The sequence below is a fragment of the Halopiger thermotolerans genome, assembly GCF_054654555.1.
In genome coordinates this window covers 2,173,950-2,193,236 of sequence record NZ_BAAIEU010000004.1, presented here as the reverse complement: position 1 = coordinate 2,193,236, position 19,287 = coordinate 2,173,950, and the positions used below count along the sequence as shown (strand labels likewise).

The window sequence follows — 19,287 nt, the reverse complement described above, 5'->3', positions numbered from 1 at the left end:
GGACCCGGCACGACTCACTCGTCTTCCTCGTCGTCAGAGTCGGAGTCGGACCCGGACTCGCTTTCGTTCTCGGTATCCTTGACGTCGTCATCGTCGGGCTCCACCTTCATGTCCGACGCGTCCTCGTCGGGGGTCTCCTCCGGCTCGGTCGTATCGGTCTGAGCCGGCTGGGCCTGCTCCGAGGTCGGCCCCGCCGCTTCCGAGGCCTCGTCGGCCATCGCCGAATCCGAAACGTCGACCTCGAGGGGCTCGTCGTCGTCCGCGGTCTCGCGGCGTGGATCGTCGTCTTCGCCCTCGAGGTCGCCCGTCGACCCGTCGGGGTCCTCGGTGTATTCGATCTCCGAGCCGCCGTCCTCGTCCGCGTCGATGGTCGGCGACTCCTCGATCTCACCGCTGTCGGCATCGATCTCCGACTGCTGGCTGAGGTCGGGCCGGGCGGACGCCGCGGCGGCCGCGTCGGAGGTTTCCTTTCCCTCGCTACCGCCTTCGACGCCCTCGACGCTTTCCGGCTCGAACGTCGACGGTTCGTCCGAGCTGGACCGCAGTCCGAGGCCGCTGCTCGAGCGCACGCCGAAGCCGTCGCCCTCGCCGCTCGAGTCGCGCTTGCCGAGCCCGTAGCCGAGCAGGCCGGCGGCCGCGAGCCCCTTCGGAATCGCCCGCAGTTGGCCGCGGCCCGCCGATCGGAGCGCGGAGACGAGCAGGAGGCCGCCGCCGACGAGCGACAGCGTCCCCGCGGAGACGTCGACGTCGGTGACGACGTCTTTCGCCGTTTCGGGATCGAGCGGCGCTTTATCGGCCAGCTCCTCGAGGCGCTGTTCGTCCGCATCAGGCAGGTCCGCCGTCAGGTCGTGATCTGGGTCCTCTGTCATCGTAAATCGCGGCGCGAGTGCGCTTACGACGGCTACGACACCCGAACGGTTGAAAGTTGGACCGGCAGTCGACTACTCCGGTTGCGATGCGTACCGCGGGCGGCTGGGCAGAGCTTTTATATTTTTGTCACATACTGGAGGACGAAGCGAATGCGTTTCGACCGCCGCATCGGTATCGGCATTGCGTCCGCGCTGTGTGCCGTCATCGCACTCGGAGCGCTAGCCGCAGCGCTCGAGGCGACGGCCGTTCCGTCGGCGTATCAGGTACCCGATGCAGGGGGGACCGGGTCAGGAACGACGATATTGGAGGCGATACTACTGCTCATCAGCGCTGTTCTCGAGTTTTTCGGGATCGATATCGAACTCGGTGTGCCCGGTGGGGCGGCTAGGTCGCTGCTCGGTCTCGTGTTTTCGGTTGCGGCCGCGATGTATCCTGACGTGATCGTTCTCGGCGTCGTCTTTCTCGCCGCCGCTGCGGGCCTGTTCACGAGACGGCGACTCGAGCGCTCGGCGGCAGCGGCGTCGCTGCGGCGCGCGGCCGCGATCTTCCGGTGGCGGCGGTGGCGCCCGGAACGCGACCCGGACGAATCGGATTCCGTGTCCTGGCCGCCTGCAACGCCGGACGACGACGCGTTGCGAGCCTGGGCCGAGTTGACAGGCGAGCTCGACGTATCCCATCCCCGCGCCCGAACGCCTGGCGAGTGGGCCGAGGCCGCCGTCGACGCTGGCTACGATTCGGCGTACGTCGAGATCGTTACGCGGCGGTTTCGGGCGGTTCGATACGGCGGCGAGCAGGCCGCCTCGAGACGACAGGATCGAACGCCGAACAGCGCCGACGAATCGGAAGCCGACCCCGACTGATGGCGGCCGGTACGACGGTCCGAACGGCGCTGCTCGCGGTCGGCGGGTGTTCGCTGAGCGCCGGACTCGTTCTCGTCGCGAACCCATCGGTCGCCGCACTGATCCGATGGCCGTGGGACGCCGAACTCCTCCTCGTCGCGTGTTTCACGCTCGTGCTCGTGATCGGGATGCTTCTCGGTACCCTGGGAACGTGGGACCTAGACGACCCGTCAGCGTCCGAACCGGACGTCCCGGAACGAGTCCCGACGGCGCCGGCCCCAGGACACGATCTCGAGCGTATCGTCGATCGTCGGTGGCCAGTAACTCTCCCGCCGGCTCGCCGCCGCCGGCTTCGAGAACGGATGCGAGAGACGACCGTTCGAACACTCGTTCGGACGACCGGTTGCGATAGGGCGGCCGCCGAAACGAAGATCGTGACCGGGACGTGGACCGACGATTCGGTCGCCGCCGAATTCGTTCGTCCCGATGCCGATCCGGACCGGTCCCGGACCCGCCTCGAGTCACTGTGGGATCGCCTGCGGTTCACGCGTCGACTGCGTCGAGCGGCGACGGCGGTGTCGACGCTCGAGACTGAGAAAGGGGAGGACCGATGACAGGTCGACACACGAAGCGGTGGAACCTACCGCTCGCCGTCGGCTTCGTCGCCTGCGGCGTCGGCGTTCTCTTCGCGGAACCGACGGTGCTCCTGTTGGCCGTTCCGCCGATCGTGTTCGCGGCGTACGGGTACCTCGCGCCGGCGCCGACGCCGACATCGTCACCGTCGCCGTCGCTCCCGCTCGAGCTCGATCGGTCGATCGATGCGGACAACCCGTTGCACGGGCAACCGGTCACGATCACGACTGCCGTCCGAAACACCGGGACGCGGCCGATTTTCGACCTCCGAATCGTCGACGGCGTTCCCCGCCTGCTCTCCGTCGCGGACGGCTCCGCTCGCCACACGGCGATTCTCGGTCCCGGAGAGGAAACGACGTTTTCGTACACCGTTACCGCGAAACATGGCGTGCACCGGTTCGAACCCGCGTCCGTTCTCGTCCGGAACATCGCCGGAACGACCGAGATCGAAGCCACGCTCGACGCCGAAACGGAACTCGCGTGTCGACCGTCGCTCGAAACGCTCCCGATCGATCCCGCAGTCCGCCGACGCGCCGGTGCGACCGCTACCGCCGCACGCGCGAGCGGACTCGAGTTCGCCGCCGTGCGGGAGTATCGCCGCGGGGATCCGATGAACCGGATCGATTGGAACCGCTTCGCACGGGTCGGCGACCTGACGACCGTGCAGTTTCGCGACGACCGATCGGTATCGGTCGTCCTCTGTCTCGACGCTCGAGCGGCGTGTTACCGCGCCCGGGAGGCCGGTGAACCCCATGCGGTAGCCTACGGAACGGCGGCCGCGCACGCGGTTCTCGAGGCGATCAACGATCACGGAATCCCGGTCGGCCTCGCGGTGATGCGCGGGGAGCCCGCGTGGGTCCCGCCAGCCGGCGGATCCCGCCACGTCACGACGATTCGTCGAACACTTCAGGACCGCGAGATCGTGCCGGTCGAACCGCCCGACTCGAACGGACGACCGGCCGACGGTTCGTTCGAGGACCAGATTCGGACGCTTCGAGAGCGAATCGACCGCGGCGTCAGCGTCGTACTCTGTACCCCGTTGGTAGACGATCTGCCGGTCGACGTCGCCCGAACACTCGCGTCATCAGGCCGCTCGGTGACGGTGCTATCGCCCGACGTGACGACCACCCGGTCCCTCGGGACCGACCTAGCGCGAGTGCGCCGAGCGAACCGGATCGACCTGCTTCGCCGCTCCGGAATCGACGTGATCGATTGGCGGCCGGACCGATCGCTCGAGGCGGCGATTCAGGGCCAACGGAGGCGGGATCGATGACCTCGTTTCCGCCGAGTCCGACGAATCGGTATCCGACGGCGACGAGCGCGCTCGCGTCGCTTTGTGCCGCCCTCCTCGGGTGCTTCGCCGGGATAACGAAACCGATTCAGATCGCGGCCCTTTTCGTTCTCGCAGCCGGGCTCGCGCTGTTCGTCGCCGGAACGCTGTGTCGCCGACGCGGCGGTCGGTTCAGCGGGCGAGTGCTCACGGGCTGTGGGCTCGCGGTACTTCTCGCCGGGTGCATCAGTCCAGTTCTCCTGTCGCCGCCGACGGTTGAATCGGTCCCGATAGCGGCCTGCGGCCTCGGCCTCGTCTTGCTCGCCTTCGCCCTGTTCCCGGTGTACGCCCGGTGGCTCCGCGGGATCGCGACGGCGGGACTGCTGTCGGCGGTTTGTGGCGTCGTCGCGAATGCGGCGCTCGTCGAGCCGCCGCTGTGGCGGTCCGTCTGTGCCGTCGCGTTGCTCCTCGTCTCGTGGGATACCGCCGAACGCAGCTTGCTGTTGGGGACGCAGGTCGACCCCGACACCGAGACGACGGCGCTCGAGGTCGGCGGCGCGACGACGACGGCCCTCGTCGGCGGCGTCGCGGTACTCGTGACGCTGGTCGTCGCGTCGATTCCGGTCGGCAACGCGTCGCCGCTCGGGATCGGACTGCTCTTCCTCGCCGTCGTCTCGTTTGGGCTCGTGTTTGCCCGATTCCAGCCGAACAGCTAACGAGGCTTCATTCCAGTAACGAAAAAACGGTACACGAGAGAACCGAGAAAATTCGTCCGCGTGGAGTGCTGGCTTACTCGCCGCTACCCCACTTCGCGACGCGCTTCGGACGGTCGCTGACGGTGTCGACCTCGAGCTCCCCGTCGAAGCTATTCAGGGCCTCGACGTAGGCCTCGGCGCTGGCTTCCGTCGAGAGATAGGGAATCTCCTCCTCGACGGCCATCTCGAGGCTGTCGCGGTCGCGGCTGACAACGAAGTCGACCTTGCCCTCGCGGATCGCCTGCGGGACGTCGTCGAACTCGGCGATCTCGAAGTGGTCCTCGAAACCGTCGACGTCTAAGTCGACGACCGCGGTCCCACCGCTGACGTCGTTGTGGGCGGCCTGCTGGGCCTTCCAGTAGGCCGTCCCGAAGTCGCTCGCGGTGCCCATCACTTCGCCGGTCGACTTCATCTCGGGGCCGAGACGCGGGTCCGAACCCGGCAGGCGGTCGAACGGCAGGACGACCTCCTTGATCGAGGTGTGCTCGGGGATCTGCTCGGTGGCGTCGAGGCTCGAGAGGGTCTCGCCGGCCATGACCTTCGCGGCGAGCTTGGCGATCGGGACGCCGGTCGCCTTCGAGACGTAGGGCACGGTGCGCGAGGAGCGCGGGTTCGCCTCGAGGACGTACACCTCGGGCTCTGCGTCGGGGTCGTGGACGCCCGTGACGGCGAGCTGGACGTTCAGCAGTCCCTTCGTCTTCAGCCCCTCGGCGATGTCCTCGGTGACCTCGCGGACGCGAGCGAGCGTGTCCTCGTCGAGCGAGCGCGGCGGGATCATGCAGGCGGAGTCGCCGGAGTGGACGCCCGCGCTCTCGACGTGTTCCATGATGCCGCCGATGAGCACGTCGCGGCCGTCCGCGACGGCGTCGACGTCCAGTTCGACCGCGTCCTCGAGGAAGTCGTCCACGAGGATCGGCTTGTCCGGGGAGACGCGGACCGCTTCCTCGATGTAGCTCTCGAGTTCCTCGTCGCTGTAGACGACGTCCATCGCGCGGCCGCCCAGCACGTAGGACGGGCGCACGAGGACGGGGTAGCCGATGTCGTGGGCCAGTTGCAGCGCCTCCTCCTTCGAGAAGGCCGTCCCGCCGTCGGGCTGGGAGATCTCGAGTTCGTCCATCAGGGCGTTGAAGCGGTCGCGGTCCTCCGCCAGGTCCATCGCCTCGACGGAGGTGCCCATGATCTCGCAGTCGAGCCCGCGGCGCTCGAGTTCGTCCTCGAGCGGTTCGCCGATGTTGACCGACGTCTGGCCGCCGAACTGGACCATCACGCCGTCGGCGCCGGTGGCCTCGGCGACGTCGGCAACCTCCTCGGCCGTGATGGGCTCGAAGAACAGCCCGTCGGAGGTATCGTAGTCGGTCGAGACCGTCTCGGGGTTGTTGTTGACGACGTGGGCGTCGATGCCGAGTTCGCGCAGCGCGCGAACCGCGTGGACCGAACAGTAGTCGAACTCCACGCCCTGTCCGATGCGGATCGGGCCGCCGCCGACGACGATCACGCTCTCGACGTCGCGGTCGACCTCGAGTTCGCCCGCGGCGGCGTCGCCCTTCAGCGGGCCGGACTCGAACTCGTTCTTGCGCGAGGAGTAGTAGTAGGGCGTCTCGGCTTCGAACTCGCCGGCGCAGGTGTCGACCTGCTTGTAGGTGCGGCCGGGCACCTCCTGCTCGACGGTGTCGACGTCGGCGCCGGCGGCCGCGGCGATCGTGGCGTTCGTGCGGCCGGCGATCGCGGCCTCGGTGAAGTCGCCTTCCTGTGCGGCGCGGGTCGATTCGGCGATGCGCTTGTAGCGCTCGGTGTACCACTCGAAGATGCCCGTCAGTTCGACGACCTCCTCGACGCTGTAGCCGCGCTCGAAGGCCTCGAACATCGCGTACGGGCGGTCCGGCGACGGGCGCTCGAGGTACTGTTCCTCGAGTTCCTCGTCCGAGACCTCGTCCCAGTCGACGTCCGGTTCGTACTCCGAGGATCGAAGCGCCTTCAGCAGCGACTCCTCGAAGGTGCGGCCGATGGCCATCGCCTCCCCTGTCGACTTCATCGCCGTCGTCAGTTCGAAGTCGACGTCGTCGAACTTGTCCTTTGGCCAACGGGGCACCTTCGTGACGACGTAGTCGATCGCGGGCTCGAAGGCGGCCGTGGTCTCGCCCGTAATTTCGTTCTCGATCTCGTGGAGGCGCTTGCCGAGCGCGACCTTCGCGGTCACGCGGGCGATCGGGTAGCCGGTCGCCTTCGAGGCCAGCGCGGAGGAGCGGGAGACGCGCGGGTTGACCTCGACGACGCGGTACTCCCCGCCGGGCGTGCCGTCGTCGCGCCAGGCGAACTGGATGTTACAACCGCCCTGAATGCCGAGTTCGCGGATGACCTCGAGCGCGGCGGTGCGCATCTCCTGGTGGCCCTCGTCGGGGACGATCTGCGAGGGCGTGACGACCGTCGACTCCCCGGTGTGGATGCCCATCGGGTCGATGTTCTCCATGTTGCAGATGATGATACAGGAGTCGTCGGCGTCGCGCATGACCTCGTACTCGTATTCGACCCAGCCCGCGATGGACTCGGTGATGAGCACCTCGCTGTTACGGGAGAGGCGCAGCCCCTTGCGGACGCGCTGGAGGAGTTCGTCGAAGTCGTGGACGACGCCCGACCCGCTCCCGCCGAGCGTGTAGGTGGTGCGGGCGATGACCGGGAGGCCGCCGACCTCGTCGACCGCGGCTTGCACGCGCTCGCGGAGGTCCTCCTCGGTCAGTTCCGAGACCTCCTCGCCCTCCTCGAGCGAGATGGTCGTGGAACCGGGGACCGGCTGGCCGATCTTCTCCATGCGCTGGCGGAACAGATCGCGGTCCTCGGTCGCGTAGATCGTGTCCAGCGGCGTCCCCATGATGTCGACGTCGTACTCGTCCAGGACGCCTTCCTCGGCGAGTTCGGCGGTGACGTTGAGGCCGGTCTGGCCGCCGAGGCCGGCGATGACGCCGTCGGGGTTCTCCTTCTCGATGATCTCGGCGATGGCGTCGGTCGTGATCGGCTCGATGTACACCTCGTCGGCCATCTCCGGGTCCGTCATGATCGTCGCCGGATTGGAGTTGACGAGGACGACCTCCGCGCCCTCCTCCTGGAGCGCCCGGCAGGCCTGCGCGCCCGAGTAGTCGAATTCGGCGGCCTGCCCGATCTGGATCGGGCCACTCCCGATCAGGAGGATTTTGCGTCCGTCCCCTGCACGGTCTGTAGTGTCCGTACTCATTGGTCTTGTTCTCCCGGAGTTCGTACATCGTAATAAGCCCCACGATACAGTACGAATCTCGAAACGGCTTTTCGAATTTCGAACCGACGGCGGAGCGGGACCGTCGCCGGCTCGATTTTTCGACCAGCGGTCGACGATTCGCCATGCCGATCGACGATCTCGGGAAAATCCGCGGCCGGACGCGATAGATCGGGTGAAATGATCCGTGCGAAACGCTCACGAGTACCGTCCTTCCCGGGAATCGGGCCCTGTTGAACGATAACGCTCCACGCTCGAGTCGCGCTTTCGCGCCTGCGTGGCGCGTACAGTAGAACGAGAGAACGACGACGCGAGAAACCCACGACGAACCGATCGCCGACCGTACGGCGGCGTTTCGAAATCCGTAGCGAGCGCGGTCAGCGGCGACTCGAGCCGTTACCGCATCTCTTTCGGCGACCGCACGGTGTCCGACATGATCCAGGCCGTGTCGCTGCCCGGTTCGCCGAGGTAGATCGCGTAAAACGAGTCTCGGCCGTCGTCGACCGTGATTCGGTATCCGCGACTCGTCAGTTCCTGTCCCGTGTCAGGTGCCGGTAACGCGTTCTCCGCGTCCGGCGGGGATTCGGGGGGTGTCACAGTTCCTTTCAGCACCAGCGACGGATAACGGACACGGTTCGAGCCGAACGCTCCCGATAACAGGTTCGAGGACCGTTAAAACACGAGTTTCGGATCGTCTTCCCCAGGCTGTGTGATCGGTTACTGACGGTCGTCCGACCGGTCGATTTCGCAGGACGGGCCCCTGAGACTCAGTCGACGTATCAGTACGATTCGTATCACAACGATCTGAGAGCTATCGGACGAGCACGGGGCAGGCTACGCCGCGGCGTTAGACCGGCCGATCGTGCTCGCTCTCGAAGTTCCGCTGGGCCCGGTACTGGTCGACGAACTCGCCCACGTCGAACTCGAGCATCTGCGATTCAAACTCGCTGATCGCGGCGTCGTCGTCGGCGTGGCTGATCGCGTGTTCCATGAGTTCCACGACCAGTTCGACGACGATCTCGTGGAGCCGCCGCGAGTCGAAGTCGGTGACCCACAACATCGCGTAGCCGACGGCGCCGTCGTCGCTGGCGTCGTAGGTGACGACCTTCTCGGGGAACTCCTCGAGGACGACGCCCATGAGGTGGGGCGTGCCGAACCGGTCGAACTCGTCGTCGGTCTCGATCGTCTCCTGGAGGACGGCCACAAGCGATTCGGGGAAAAATCGCGACGGCGGGTGGGCGTCGGTGACGACCGCGTGGTCGGCGTCGCACGGGCAACTCGCGTACTCGTACATCCCCAGGTCGACGTCGTGGGGATCTATCTGTTCCCCGCAGGGAAGCTCGAGACGCCGTTCGGTGCCGGAACCCGGGACGCGGGGCTCTGCCATTGTCCGGTATTCGGCCGGCGCGGGCATAAGGGCGACGACTCGCGGGCTCGCGGCCGCTCGAGACGACGTACCGCCGCGGATCGTCGGTTTACGACGGTAGCCGCATCGCGACGCTGTACATCTCGCCGGCCGACTCCGAGCCGATCGTTTCCGCGAGGCGCTCGGCGTGCTCGAGGAGGGACTCGCCGACCGCGCTCGTGCTCGAGTCCGGAAGGCGGCCTGTCCGCTCGCGGACGACGTCGACGTGGGCCGCGAGGTGGTTCTCGGTCCACGGCACTGGCTCGAGCAGCGTCCGTCGTCGCTCGAACTCCCAGCCGTAGCCGGCGAACAGCCGGCGCAGCACCGCCGCGGGGTAGAAGGTCAGCGCCGGCCGGCCGTCGGCCAGCGCCGCGGCCGCGTTCTCGAGGGCGAACAGCTCCCGGACGGCGGCGTCGGCGGGCAGCGGTTCGTAGTCGTCGACTACGAGGTGACAGCCCGGCGCCGCGACGCGGGTGAGTTCGGCGGCGACGGCCTCGAGGTCGGCCGGCGGGACCACGTTGAACAGTCCGTGGGCGGTGACGAGATCGACCGAATCGGCGGGGAGGGGAATTTGCCGAAGGTCGGCCTCGAGGACGGCGAGTCGATCGGCTCGGTCGGTACCGTCGCCGTCATTTCCCGCCTCCTCGAGCACCCGGTCGACCGTCGTGCGCGCGTGCTCGCGGTCGTTCGTCACGGCGTAGACGCGGGCCGCGCCGTCGGCGAGCAGCCCGGCCGTCGTATTCCCGACGCCGGCACCGGCCTCCAGACAGACCGCACCGTCGACCGGTCGGTCCTCGAGGGCGGCCGCGACCGTTTTCGGGACGTCCATCGTGGCGGTCGAAAGCGGAGAGAAACCGATTTAGTGGTGTAACTGTTCGGGAACCGGACTCTCGTCGTGGCGCGCTTCCTCGATCAGCGAGCGCTGTTCGGTCTCGCTCAGTTCCTCGTAGCGGTCGGCGGCGTCGAGCACCATCGTGACGAGCTTCGGATCGCCGGGCGTGACGACCGTCGTCAGCCCCTGCGACGCCGCGAAGTCGAAGCGGTCCCTGATTTCGTCCGGTCGATCGACCGGCTCGTACCAGTTCGCGTAGGGGCGGTCGGCCTCCGGCAGTTCGTCCGTCGGGGGCCACGACCCCTTCGCGAAGGCCTTGATCCCGAGCGTGCCGATCCCCTCTTCGTCGGCGCGCTCGAGGACGGCTTCGTAGTCGTACTCCTCGTCGTCCTTGCCGGCGACGACGGGATTCATCGGGAACATCACCGTCGAGAGGTCGTCGATCCGGTCGATAGCGTCGAGGATGAGTTGCGGGTTTCCGTGGCTCGTCAGGCCGATGTCGCCGATCAGTCCCTCGTCTTTAGCGTCCCGGAAGGCCTCGAGCGCACCGCCCTCGCCCGTGATCGTCTCGAGTTCGTGCTCGTACTCGAGGCCGTGGATCTGGTAGAGGTCGATCCGGTCGACGCCGAGGCGGTCGAGCGAACGCTCGAGTTTGCGGCGCGCGCCCTCGTACTCGCGCTCCTGGGTCTTGCAGCCGAGGTAGATCTCTTCGCGGTGCTGTCGGAGCTTGGGACCGAGTTTGAGTTCCGCGTCGCCGTAGGTCGGTGCGACGTCGAAGTGATTGACGCCGTAGTCGAGGACCTGCTCGACCATCTGATTCGCGCCCTCCTGCTCGAGCCAGTTGAGCGCGATCGCGCCGAACGTCGCGACGGTGCTCTCGTGTCCGGTGTCGCCGAGGGGACGAGTTTCCATACCGGAGTCTAGGCGAGATCGCACATAAGTGTCGGCGCTCGAGGGCTCGAGTGCGCGACGTCGACGCCGCGAGCTACCGTGAACGGAAAAGCGAGCGTCGTCGGTTCAGGGCCAGTCGTCCCGGACCGGCTCGGCGTCGTCCTCCTCCTCTTCGGCGCTCGTCGCGAGGATCCAGTCGGCCGCCTCCGCGGCGTCCTCGACGTCTAAGTACTCCCAGCCGACCTCGTCGGCCAGCCGTTCGTCCTCGTCGTCGGCGCCGATGTAGACGTACCGTTCGGTGTCGAACTGGTCCTTGACGCCCTCGAGGCTCTCGGCCTTGCCCCGCGGCCCGGAGAAGAAGTCCTGCCGGATGCGGTTCTTCCGGGTGAAGTTCGTCACGACGTAGGTCGGTTTCTCGGAGACGACGCCGATGTACTCGGTCCAGCCTCTGGCGTCCTCGAAGACGCTCTCGGGCGAGGCGAGTTCCTTCAGCGCCTCGAGCTCGAACGCCAGGGTCATGTCCGTGTCGCCGTTCATACCGGGCAGAACGGTCCCGCTGGGGAAAACGGCTTCGATACTTTCGGTTCTCCGAGAGTTGCCGCTATCGTCCTCTCGCCCCCGCGAGCGCCGTCGGGCCTTCAGATCGCTTCGACGCGGAAATAGTCGGTGAAGACGACGATGTCACCGTCCTCGAGCGCGGTCTCCTCGGCCGGCAGCGCCTGTCCGTCCTCGAGCAGGTCGTAGAACGCCTGAAACTCGTCCGTCTCGAGCTGATCGACGTGACGGACGGTGGCGGTTGAGTCGACCGATTCGACGCGACGTACCGTCAGAAGACGGGTGAGGGGCTCACCTGCGGACGGTTCGCTGAAGGCCATGTGTGGTGTTACCAAGAACCAGTGCATACTTAACTGTTTCGTCGCCCGTCGACTCCGAGGCGTCAAGTTGATAGCGCGAGAGTCCTTCGGTTCCGCCTGAATATGCCGACCCCATCCGCGGCGATCGGAAGCGGTTCGGTCGCCGGCCTCGCGTCCGCAGGACGCGCGCCGCTCGCGTCGAGCACCGCAGGCGGGCTGTCGGACGCGATCGTCTGGATCGCAATCGGCGCCTTTTTCGCAGCATTAGCCCTCCGCTGGCGCGGCGCAGACCGACCGGCGCGGTTGACCGCCGCGGGCGGGTGGCTCGCCTTCGGGATCTTCTGGCTGACGATGGTCCCGTACTTCTACTACGAGATGCAGAGTCCCCTCGAGACGCTCCTGTCGGTCGCCGCCCTCCCCCTCTGTGCGTACACCGGCTATCTCATGCTGCGGGATCGGCAGTCGCTGTTCCTGCTGACGAAGGCGGTCGCGTTCATGGGGCTGATCTACCTGCCCGCGGAGACGATTCCGTTCGTCCGCGAGTGGCTGATCGAGACGACCGCGGCTCAGACCCACTTCGGAATGGAGCTGCTCGGTCACAGCCCCGGTCTCAGCGAGGGCGCGAACGGCTACATGAGCCGGTTCGACTTCGACCCTTCGGAGACGGCGACCGGGCGGACGACCTACATCGTGCTCTCCTGTACCGGCCTCGGGAGCATGGCAATCTTCGGCGGGCTGATCGCCGCCGTCTCGGCGCCGCTCAAGCGGAAACTGTCGGCCTTCGCGCTGGCGATCGGCGTCATCTGGTTCCTCAACCTCATTCGGAACGTCTTCATCGGCCTCGCGTCGCCGCTGGGTTGGTTCCAGCAGGACTGGCTCGTCTCCATCATGACGACGTACCTCGGCGCCGAGCCCAGCCGCGTCTCCTTCCTCGTCTCGCACAACTACATCGCCCAGACGCTGTCGGTCTTCGCGCTGATCGGCATCACCTACCTCGTCGTCAAGATCGTCCCCGAGGTGCTCGCGCCGCTCGAGGAGGTCCTCTATGTCCTGACCGGCACCGAGTACGACCTGTTCGAGGCGCTGGGCGTCGAGGAGGTCCGCGCCGACGGCGGCCGCGAACCCGACAACTGATGCCGACGGCGCTCGATAGTCAGCGCCAGTGACCGGCTCCGACGTTCCCGAGGCAGATACCGACGCCGACACCGCCACCGATGGCGGCGTTGACGTCGACGTTCCCTTTTCCCCGCTCGAGCGCGCCGCCTACCTCCCCGCGGCCGACGCCGTCCTCGTCGCCGATCTCCACCTCGGGCGCGCCGCCGCCTCGAGCGTCGACGCGCCGATCGACGACGGCGCCGACGTTCGGGACCGGCTCGTCTCGCTGCTCGAGCGCACCGGCGCGGGAACGGTCGTCGTCGCCGGCGACCTGCTCCACTCGTTCGATCGAATTCCTCACGGCGTCGCCGAGGATCTGTCGGCGCTCGAGTCAGCGATCACTGGGGCCGGCGCCGACCTCGCGGTGACGCCGGGCAACCACGACACGATGCTCGCGGAACTGGACGCGTTCGACGGTGAGATCGTCGACGAGTTCCGCCTCGCGGACGGCGAGACGGTCGTCTGTCACGGCCACGAGCGGCCGACCGCGGACGCGGCCCGGTACGTCGTCGGCCACGACCACCCCGCGCTCTCGATCGAGGGGCGCAAGCGGCCGTGTTTCCTCTACGGGCCGGGCGTCTACGAGACCGAGTCGGGCCGCGACGCGGACGTGCTCGTCCTCCCCGCGTTCACGCGGCTCGCCGGCGGCGCCGCCGTCAACGGCATGCGCGCTCGAGACTTCCAGTCGCCGCTGGTGACCGACGCGGACGCATTCTATCCGGCCGTCCGGGACGGCGAGCGCGGGGAGACGCTGTGGTTCCCGCCGCTGGGGAAGTGTCGGCGACTGCTGTAGTACATGTTCGCGGTCCGTAGGCTCACGGCGATCAACCCGACAGATCCTCGATCACCGCCCGCGCCGCCTCGCGGCCGCTGTCCATCGCACCCTGAATCGAGGACCACTGCGTATAGTCGCCGGCCAGGTAGACCGGCCCGTCCGGGTCGCGGGCGTCCGGCAGCCGCTCGTGGATCCCCGGCGGCTGATCGAACTGCGCGAAATTGATCCGGTCGGTGTGCAGGCGTTCGAAGTCGTCGAAGACGCGCTCGGGGAACCACGACTCGAGAGTCTCCCGAGTGAGGGCGGCCAGTTCCGCGTCGCTTTCCTCGCGGTCGCCGAGGTAGGTCGCGCTCAACAGCGTCTCGCCGTCGGGCGCGTACTCGGGGGCGACCGCGCTGTGGGGGACGACGTGGTTCGGCCCCTCATCGCCGGCGTTCAACAGGAGGCGGCGGTCGGCGCCGATCTCGGCTTCCCCCGGCAGCCGGTAGTACTGGGTCACGCACGCCCGCGCGTCTGTCGGAATCGCGTCGACGCCGGTCAACTCGCGGGCGGTCGGCGGGTCGGTCGCGACGACGACGGCGTCGCTCGCGCGTTCGCCGTCCGCGGTCGAGACGGTGGCCGCGTCTTCCGTTCCGTCGGCCCTCGAGACCGATTCCACGTCGACGCCGGTTTCGATCGTCGCGCCGGCCGCTCGGGCCCGGTCGGCGAGCTGTCGGGGAATCGCGCCCATGCCGGCCGCCGGGACGGCGGTCGCACCCCTCGCGAGCGTCCGGAAGGTGTACTCGAAGACGCGCTTCGAGGTCGACAGCGACCGATCGAGCGTGATCCCGCCGTAAAAGGGCCCGACGAAGTTCTCGAGAAAGCGGTCGGAGAAACCTCGGTCGCGGAGATACTGGGCGATCGATTCGTCGTCGCCGCTGAATATTTCGGCCGGGTCCGCGCTGCGCAGATCCCACCAGAGTTCGAGCGCGCGGAATTTATCGCCCGTCGAAACGTCCAGGTTGAACAGCGTCGCCGGCAGCGCCCGCGGTTCTCGGCGCGGATCGGCCAGCGTCGACCGGTGGTTCGGTCGGGCGATCGTCGCTCCCGGCGCGAACCGGCGCAGATCGAGCGCTTTGAGGTCCAACTCCTGACGGACGGCGGGATACGCCGTGAACAGCACCTGGAACCCCCGATCGAACCGATAGCCGTCCCGCTCGACGGTTCGAACGCGGCCGCCGACCGTTTCCTCGCGCTCGAGCACGGTGACGTCGAGTCCGCCGCCGGCGAGGTGCCGGGCCGCCACGAGGCCGGCGAGGCCGCCGCCGACGACGGTCACGCGCGGTGTCGACTCCATACGGGAGCGTCGGCCGGCGACGAGTAAAACCGCTGACCTAACAGTGCAAGGGAGACTCCGCTCGAGTCGAGACGCTCGCGGCGGAGTCGGGCGCCGACGCGGTCGGCGCGAACGCGAGCCGTGGCGGCGCGTCCGCGACGGCGATACGCGTTGAACTATACGTCGAAGAGCACTCTGAGGCCGATCCCGGTGAGGATGACGACGATACCCAGCGCCGTGGCGATCGGCGGAATCGGGACGAGCAGCAGGCCGATCCCGACGAGGACCACGATCGTGGAGAACCTGACCATACCGACGTGTCGACCCGACGAAAGGTATCGGTACGGCCGGCATTGCCAGCCCGCGGAAAAGCGGCGGCAACGCGCCGGCGCACTCGCCCCGGTAGCACCGACACTATAACCGTCGGCCGACCGTTCCCGAGGGTATGGTCGAGGCGAACCTCACGCCGATCCAGCGCGGGACGATCACCGCCGACGTGAACAACGTCCTCGAGGGCGCGCGGCTCGGGACGGCCGACGATCCGAACCCCGACACGGAGATGATCGAAGAACCGGTCTACAACGTGGTCATCGACCACCCCGAGGGGACTATCCTCTGGGACACCGGCTCTCACCCCGACGCCGACGCGGGCCACTGGCCTGATGAGCTGTATGCCGCCTTCGAGCACACCGGCCTGCGGCCGCTCGAGGACGACCTCGCAGATGCGGGCTACGACGTGGCCGACATCGACTGCGTGATCCAGACGCACCTCCACCTCGATCACGCGGGTGGCCTGTACGCCTTCGAAGGGACCGAGACGCCGATCTACGTGCACGAGCGCGAGCTGAAGTACGCGTACTACAGCGCTAAAACGGACGCGCCGGACGCTGACGTCGCCTACCTCGCCGGCGACTTCGACCGCGACCTCGAGTGGGAGATCGTCCACGGCGACCGCGAGTACGCATTCGAGGGGCTCGAGTTCGTTCATCTCCCCGGCCACACGCCGGGCCTGCTCGGCGTCGTCCTTGAACTCGAGGACGCGGGGACCGTCGTCCTCGCCGGCGATCAGGCCTACGTGCGGGCCAACTACCACGACGAACACCCGATGGGCGGCGGCCTCCTCTGGAGCAAGCGCCACTGGCTCGAGAGCCTGCGGTTTTTGAAGGATCTCGAGCGGCGGCGAAACGCCACGGTGATCTGCGGCCACGACGGGGACGACCTCGAGCGGCTACGGTCGCTCGCAGGCGATTAGCGCGACTGGTCGCCGTTAGTCCGTCACGTTGGCGTAACAGTCCGAGTCGGGAATCGGACACTCGGAGTGATGTGTGAGAAATGACGGTGACGGTCCCCGGATATTGGCTATGATTCCCATACAACCCGTCTCGTCGACCGTCGTGAAAGCGTTCCAGTCGCCGTCGACGTGACGGACGTTAACGGTAAGCGGTGCGTCGGGCCAGACGCAGTCGACGACCCTCCACGCACCGGCTGCCACGTCGCGAGTATCAGTGTGGACGATCTCGCCGGTAGCCGCTCTCTCGATTCGGAAATCGACCCTGGCGGGTTCGTCGGTGGAGTTGATGAAACTCAGCGACTGCAGCGTCGCGTACTCGTCCCTATCGGAAAGACACGCCGCCGTCACGCCGACCCCGGCGCTCGCAGCACTCGCGAGCAATCGTCGCCGATTCATGTTGGGATGCGATCAGTGAAGCGCCAAATACCTTGCTTGATTGAAGTGATCGTCGTGAGCCGCGCAGTAGCTACGGCTCGAGAACCGCCCGTTCGTATCGGTGGCTCCTCCCCGGTTAGATCGAGAGCGGAATGACCTCGAAGACCACGATCAGGTAGTACAGCGAGACCGCGACCAGCACGATTCCCACGAGGCGGTTGATCGCACCGCTGTACCGCGCCAAGGTCCGCGTCGCGCGCCGGCCGGCCGACTGGGAGACGACCGCGAGCGCCAGCAGCGGCGTCCCGATCCCCAGGCCGAACGCGAGGAACCCCAACAGGACCTCGAGTTGCGTGTCGAAGGCGGGGAACGCGACCGTCGAGCGGCCGAGAAAGAGCGCGATCAGGCCGGGATTGCAGGGGATGACGATCGTCCCGAAGAAGAAGCCGTAGGCGAACGCCGACAGCGTCGGGTACCGGCTGTGGGGCGGTTCGACCGTCGGCAGGCGGGCGAAGCCGTTGGGCGCGACGAGGAGGACGACGCCGACGACGGCCAGGACGGCGAACGCGACCGGCGAGAGGACGGTGACGGCGTCCGAGATCGACCGCTGCAGGACGGTCGTCCAAACCAGTCCGAGGGCGCCCATGAACGCGAGCACGCCCGCGACGACCAGCAGGCCGAGCAGCACGGCCGACGGACCGTCCGCGCCATCACTGTCCCCTTCGGCCCGCCCGCTGACGGACGCCAGATATGCGATGAAACTCGGATACAGCGGAATGACGCAGGTCGCCGTCAGCGGCGTCGCGACCCCCAGCAGGAAGAACTCGAGCAACGCGGCGGCGGTAGGCGGGAGCGTCATTGTCGGTCCGTCTCGAGTGCGGTCAGTGGATCGAGTTCGGGGGCAGAATGGCCGCCGTGGACAGTGCCCTGGATACCCTGACAGCGGCGGCCGGCGGGAGTAGTCGAGGAACGCCCGATCAACGGTACTCCTCGATGACCGACGCGAGCGGGCCGGCGTCGACGACTTTGTCGAGGCGGTACGTGGAACCGTCGGGGTAGACGAGGACGAGCGGCGAGGAGGCGCTGACGGTCACCTCCTGGCCGAAGTCGTCGACGAGGCTGCTCGTGACCTCCTCCGGCGAGACGCTGAACCGCCAGTCGAATCCCTCCTCCTCGGCGTGCTGGCGGACGGCGGCGGGCCGCTGACCCGGATCGATCGTGAGGTCGACTATTTCGACGGCCGTCTCGCTCTCGTGCAGGTCGACGAACTGTTTGTGCTGGCTGTGACACACCGCACAGCCGATCGCGAACGTGTGCATCACGGCCGGCCGGTCGAACCCGTCGATCGTGAACTCCTCGCCGGTCAGCACGTTCGTGAGCGTCGCCGTGCGCCAGGCCGCGTCCTCGGCGACGTCGACCGGTTTCGGCTCGATCGATTCGTCGTCGTCCTCGTCGCTACTGTCCCCGTTACCGTCGTCGCCGGCGACGCAGCCCGCGAGGGTGGCGACCGAACCGACACCCAGTCCCCGGAGTACCGTCCGCCGGTCGACCGTTCCCCCGCTATTCTCAACCATACTGGTAACTAGTTCGGACCGGACGAATACAACGGTTGTGGTACGATTATCGATACGTTCGGTTCCGGAGCTTCACGCTATTGCGCGTCACTCGCCGTCTCGGAATCGAGTGCGGGCGCCGGGACGAGGTCGTCGATATCGCGCTCTCGAGCGGCCTCCAGTAGTCGATACTCGCCGTCCTCGAGCGCGACGACGCCCTCGCGGCGGAGGTGATCGAGGTGCGCGTATGCCTCGCCGGGCCCGTGGAGGATGTGAATACCCGCGAGGTCGCCGAACAGGTGGGCGCTGACGGTCCACGGGTCGGCCGGCCCGCGCTCGCGAAGCGCCTCGAGGACGTTCGCGGTCCGCTCGCGGTGGTGGGCGGCGATCGTCAGCGCGCGGTCGGTCGGCTCCTCGATCGGGTCGCGGTGACCTGGCCAGACGCGGTCGTAGTCGCGCTCGGCGAGCCGCCGGAGCGTCGCGAGGTACTTCTCGAGGGGGCGCTCGACGCGGACGTCCGCGCCGCCGACGTTGGGCGTGTAGACGGGGAGGACGGCGTCGCCGACGAACGCCTCGGCAGCGTCGTCGCCCTCATCCGAGAGCAGTTCGAAACAGCACAGCCCCGCCGCGTGGCCGGGCGCGTGCACCGTCTCGAGCCGGTGGCCGCCGACCTCGAGAACGTCGCCGTCCGCGATCGGCGTTACGTCGGCCGGCTCGCCCGTGATGCCGTCGGCGGCCGCGAGGAACTCGAGGAGTTCGTCTCGGGGCTCGTCGGGGACGCCCCACCGCTCGAGTAACTCGCGTCGTCGTCGTTCGAACCCCTCGACGGCCTCGGGCTCTTGCGCGACCAGCGGCGCGTCGGCCTCGTGGACGTAGACGGTCGCGTCCCCGGCGGCCTGAATCTCGCCGGCCAGTCCCGCGTGGTCCGGGTGGAAGTGCGTCAGGACGACGGCGTCGACGTCCGCAAAGTCGTAGCCGCGCTCGTCGAGCCCCTCGCGGAGCTGCGTCCGCGTCTCGGGCGTCGCGATGCCGGTGTCGACGAGCGCGAGGTCGTCGCCGTCCGCGAGCACGTAGGCGTTGTTGCGCCCCTCGAACTCCTCGTTGTCCAGCGTGATCCGATCCATGTCCATGTCGGGACACCATTCGCTGCGTGGCAATAATTCGACGGGTCGCTCGCAACCCCTCCTCGAAAAATCTGGACCAAAAAGCCGAACGCTCGCTTTGCTCGCG

21 protein-coding genes are annotated in these 19,287 nt (G+C 67.6%); 7 read left to right on the top strand and 14 right to left on the bottom strand.

Annotation, left to right across the window (positions count from 1 at the left end; genetic code table 11):
- Positions 1-14: 14 nt before the first annotated feature.
- Entirely contained in the window at positions 15-869 is an 855-nt protein-coding gene (locus ACYQ26_RS18680; RefSeq protein ID WP_459810391.1) for a hypothetical protein, read from the bottom strand.
- 81 nt (positions 870-950) lie between these two features.
- Between ACYQ26_RS18680 and ACYQ26_RS18675 the strand changes: the two genes are divergently transcribed.
- From ACYQ26_RS18675 to ACYQ26_RS18660, 4 genes are read left to right on the top strand one after another with little or no spacing between them, the layout of a single operon-like run.
- Positions 951-1,730 (top strand): DUF4129 domain-containing protein, encoded by a 780-nt coding sequence (locus ACYQ26_RS18675; RefSeq protein ID WP_459810390.1) that lies wholly within the window; start codon positions 951-953, stop codon positions 1,728-1,730.
- The gene (locus ACYQ26_RS18670) at positions 1,730-2,323 is read left to right on the top strand and encodes a DUF7269 family protein (protein WP_459810389.1); all 594 of its coding nucleotides are present in this window, start codon (positions 1,730-1,732) and stop codon (positions 2,321-2,323) included. Before ACYQ26_RS18675 ends, ACYQ26_RS18670 begins: the two co-directional genes overlap by 1 nt.
- The gene (locus tag ACYQ26_RS18665) at positions 2,320-3,615 is read left to right on the top strand and encodes a DUF58 domain-containing protein (RefSeq protein WP_459810388.1); all 1,296 of its coding nucleotides are present in this window, start codon (positions 2,320-2,322) and stop codon (positions 3,613-3,615) included. The genes ACYQ26_RS18670 and ACYQ26_RS18665 overlap by 4 nt, the downstream gene beginning before the upstream one ends.
- Positions 3,612-4,328, top strand: coding sequence for a DUF7519 family protein (locus tag ACYQ26_RS18660; RefSeq protein ID WP_459810387.1), 717 nt, complete (start codon positions 3,612-3,614; stop codon positions 4,326-4,328). Before ACYQ26_RS18665 ends, ACYQ26_RS18660 begins: the two co-directional genes overlap by 4 nt.
- A gap of 73 nt (positions 4,329-4,401) precedes the next feature.
- On the opposite strand, the gene carB is transcribed toward ACYQ26_RS18660, so the two are convergent.
- The 7 genes from carB to ACYQ26_RS18625 all read right to left on the bottom strand — a co-directional run bounded on the left by carB (position 4,402) and on the right by ACYQ26_RS18625 (position 11,614).
- Positions 4,402-7,593 carry a carbamoyl-phosphate synthase large subunit gene (gene carB / locus ACYQ26_RS18655; RefSeq protein WP_459810386.1) on the bottom strand — a complete coding sequence of 1,064 codons (3,192 nt, stop codon included), beginning with the start codon at positions 7,591-7,593 and terminating at the stop codon, positions 4,402-4,404.
- A 414-nt stretch (positions 7,594-8,007) separates the two neighbouring features.
- Positions 8,008-8,208 carry a hypothetical protein gene (locus tag ACYQ26_RS18650; RefSeq protein ID WP_459810385.1) on the bottom strand — a complete coding sequence of 67 codons (201 nt, stop codon included), beginning with the start codon at positions 8,206-8,208 and terminating at the stop codon, positions 8,008-8,010.
- A gap of 250 nt (positions 8,209-8,458) precedes the next feature.
- Complete coding sequence (locus ACYQ26_RS18645; RefSeq protein ID WP_459810384.1) at positions 8,459-8,998, bottom strand: DUF5815 family protein; 540 nt, start codon at positions 8,996-8,998, stop codon at positions 8,459-8,461.
- An 88-nt stretch (positions 8,999-9,086) separates the two neighbouring features.
- Positions 9,087-9,845: a class I SAM-dependent methyltransferase gene (locus tag ACYQ26_RS18640; RefSeq protein ID WP_459810383.1), complete on the bottom strand. Its 759-nt coding sequence runs from the start codon at positions 9,843-9,845 to the stop codon at positions 9,087-9,089.
- 30 nt (positions 9,846-9,875) lie between these two features.
- Positions 9,876-10,760: an aldo/keto reductase gene (locus ACYQ26_RS18635; RefSeq protein WP_459810382.1), complete on the bottom strand. Its 885-nt coding sequence runs from the start codon at positions 10,758-10,760 to the stop codon at positions 9,876-9,878.
- Positions 10,761-10,865: 105 nt separating this feature from the next.
- Positions 10,866-11,276: a DUF7124 domain-containing protein gene (locus tag ACYQ26_RS18630; protein ID WP_459810381.1), complete on the bottom strand. Its 411-nt coding sequence runs from the start codon at positions 11,274-11,276 to the stop codon at positions 10,866-10,868.
- A gap of 101 nt (positions 11,277-11,377) precedes the next feature.
- Entirely contained in the window at positions 11,378-11,614 is a 237-nt protein-coding gene (locus ACYQ26_RS18625) for a DUF7979 domain-containing protein (protein ID WP_459810380.1), read from the bottom strand.
- Between the two features lie 102 nt (positions 11,615-11,716).
- Between ACYQ26_RS18625 and artA the strand changes: the two genes are divergently transcribed.
- Both artA and ACYQ26_RS18615 read left to right on the top strand, forming a co-directional pair.
- Positions 11,717-12,727: an archaeosortase A gene (artA, locus tag ACYQ26_RS18620; RefSeq protein ID WP_459810379.1), complete on the top strand. Its 1,011-nt coding sequence runs from the start codon at positions 11,717-11,719 to the stop codon at positions 12,725-12,727.
- Between the two features lie 28 nt (positions 12,728-12,755).
- A complete protein-coding gene (locus ACYQ26_RS18615; RefSeq protein ID WP_459810378.1) occupies positions 12,756-13,541 on the top strand; it encodes a metallophosphoesterase in 786 nt (261 codons plus the stop codon).
- Positions 13,542-13,572: 31 nt separating this feature from the next.
- On the opposite strand, the gene ACYQ26_RS18610 is transcribed toward ACYQ26_RS18615, so the two are convergent.
- Together ACYQ26_RS18610 and ACYQ26_RS18605 are read right to left on the bottom strand one after the other, a co-directional pair.
- Positions 13,573-14,859, bottom strand: coding sequence for an NAD(P)/FAD-dependent oxidoreductase (locus ACYQ26_RS18610; RefSeq protein ID WP_459810377.1), 1,287 nt, complete (start codon positions 14,857-14,859; stop codon positions 13,573-13,575).
- Positions 14,860-15,014: 155 nt separating this feature from the next.
- On the bottom strand, positions 15,015-15,149 hold the full coding sequence (locus ACYQ26_RS18605; protein WP_459810376.1) for a transporter: 135 nt from the start codon (positions 15,147-15,149) through the stop codon (positions 15,015-15,017).
- Positions 15,150-15,283: 134 nt separating this feature from the next.
- On the opposite strand from ACYQ26_RS18605, the gene ACYQ26_RS18600 reads away from it, so the two are divergent.
- A complete protein-coding gene (locus ACYQ26_RS18600) occupies positions 15,284-16,090 on the top strand; it encodes an N-acyl homoserine lactonase family protein (protein ID WP_459810375.1) in 807 nt (268 codons plus the stop codon).
- Between the two features lie 15 nt (positions 16,091-16,105).
- On the opposite strand, the gene ACYQ26_RS18595 is transcribed toward ACYQ26_RS18600, so the two are convergent.
- The 4 genes from ACYQ26_RS18595 to ACYQ26_RS18580 form a co-directional block, all read right to left on the bottom strand.
- Positions 16,106-16,525, bottom strand: a complete 420-nt coding sequence (locus ACYQ26_RS18595) for a hypothetical protein (protein WP_459810374.1) — start codon at positions 16,523-16,525, stop codon at positions 16,106-16,108.
- A 115-nt stretch (positions 16,526-16,640) separates the two neighbouring features.
- Complete coding sequence (locus ACYQ26_RS18590) at positions 16,641-17,363, bottom strand: cytochrome C biogenesis protein (protein ID WP_459810373.1); 723 nt, start codon at positions 17,361-17,363, stop codon at positions 16,641-16,643.
- Between the two features lie 118 nt (positions 17,364-17,481).
- Positions 17,482-18,078, bottom strand: a complete 597-nt coding sequence (locus tag ACYQ26_RS18585; protein ID WP_459810372.1) for a hypothetical protein — start codon at positions 18,076-18,078, stop codon at positions 17,482-17,484.
- Positions 18,079-18,155: 77 nt separating this feature from the next.
- Positions 18,156-19,181: an MBL fold metallo-hydrolase gene (locus tag ACYQ26_RS18580; RefSeq protein ID WP_459810764.1), complete on the bottom strand. Its 1,026-nt coding sequence runs from the start codon at positions 19,179-19,181 to the stop codon at positions 18,156-18,158.
- Positions 19,182-19,287: the final 106 nt, after the last annotated feature.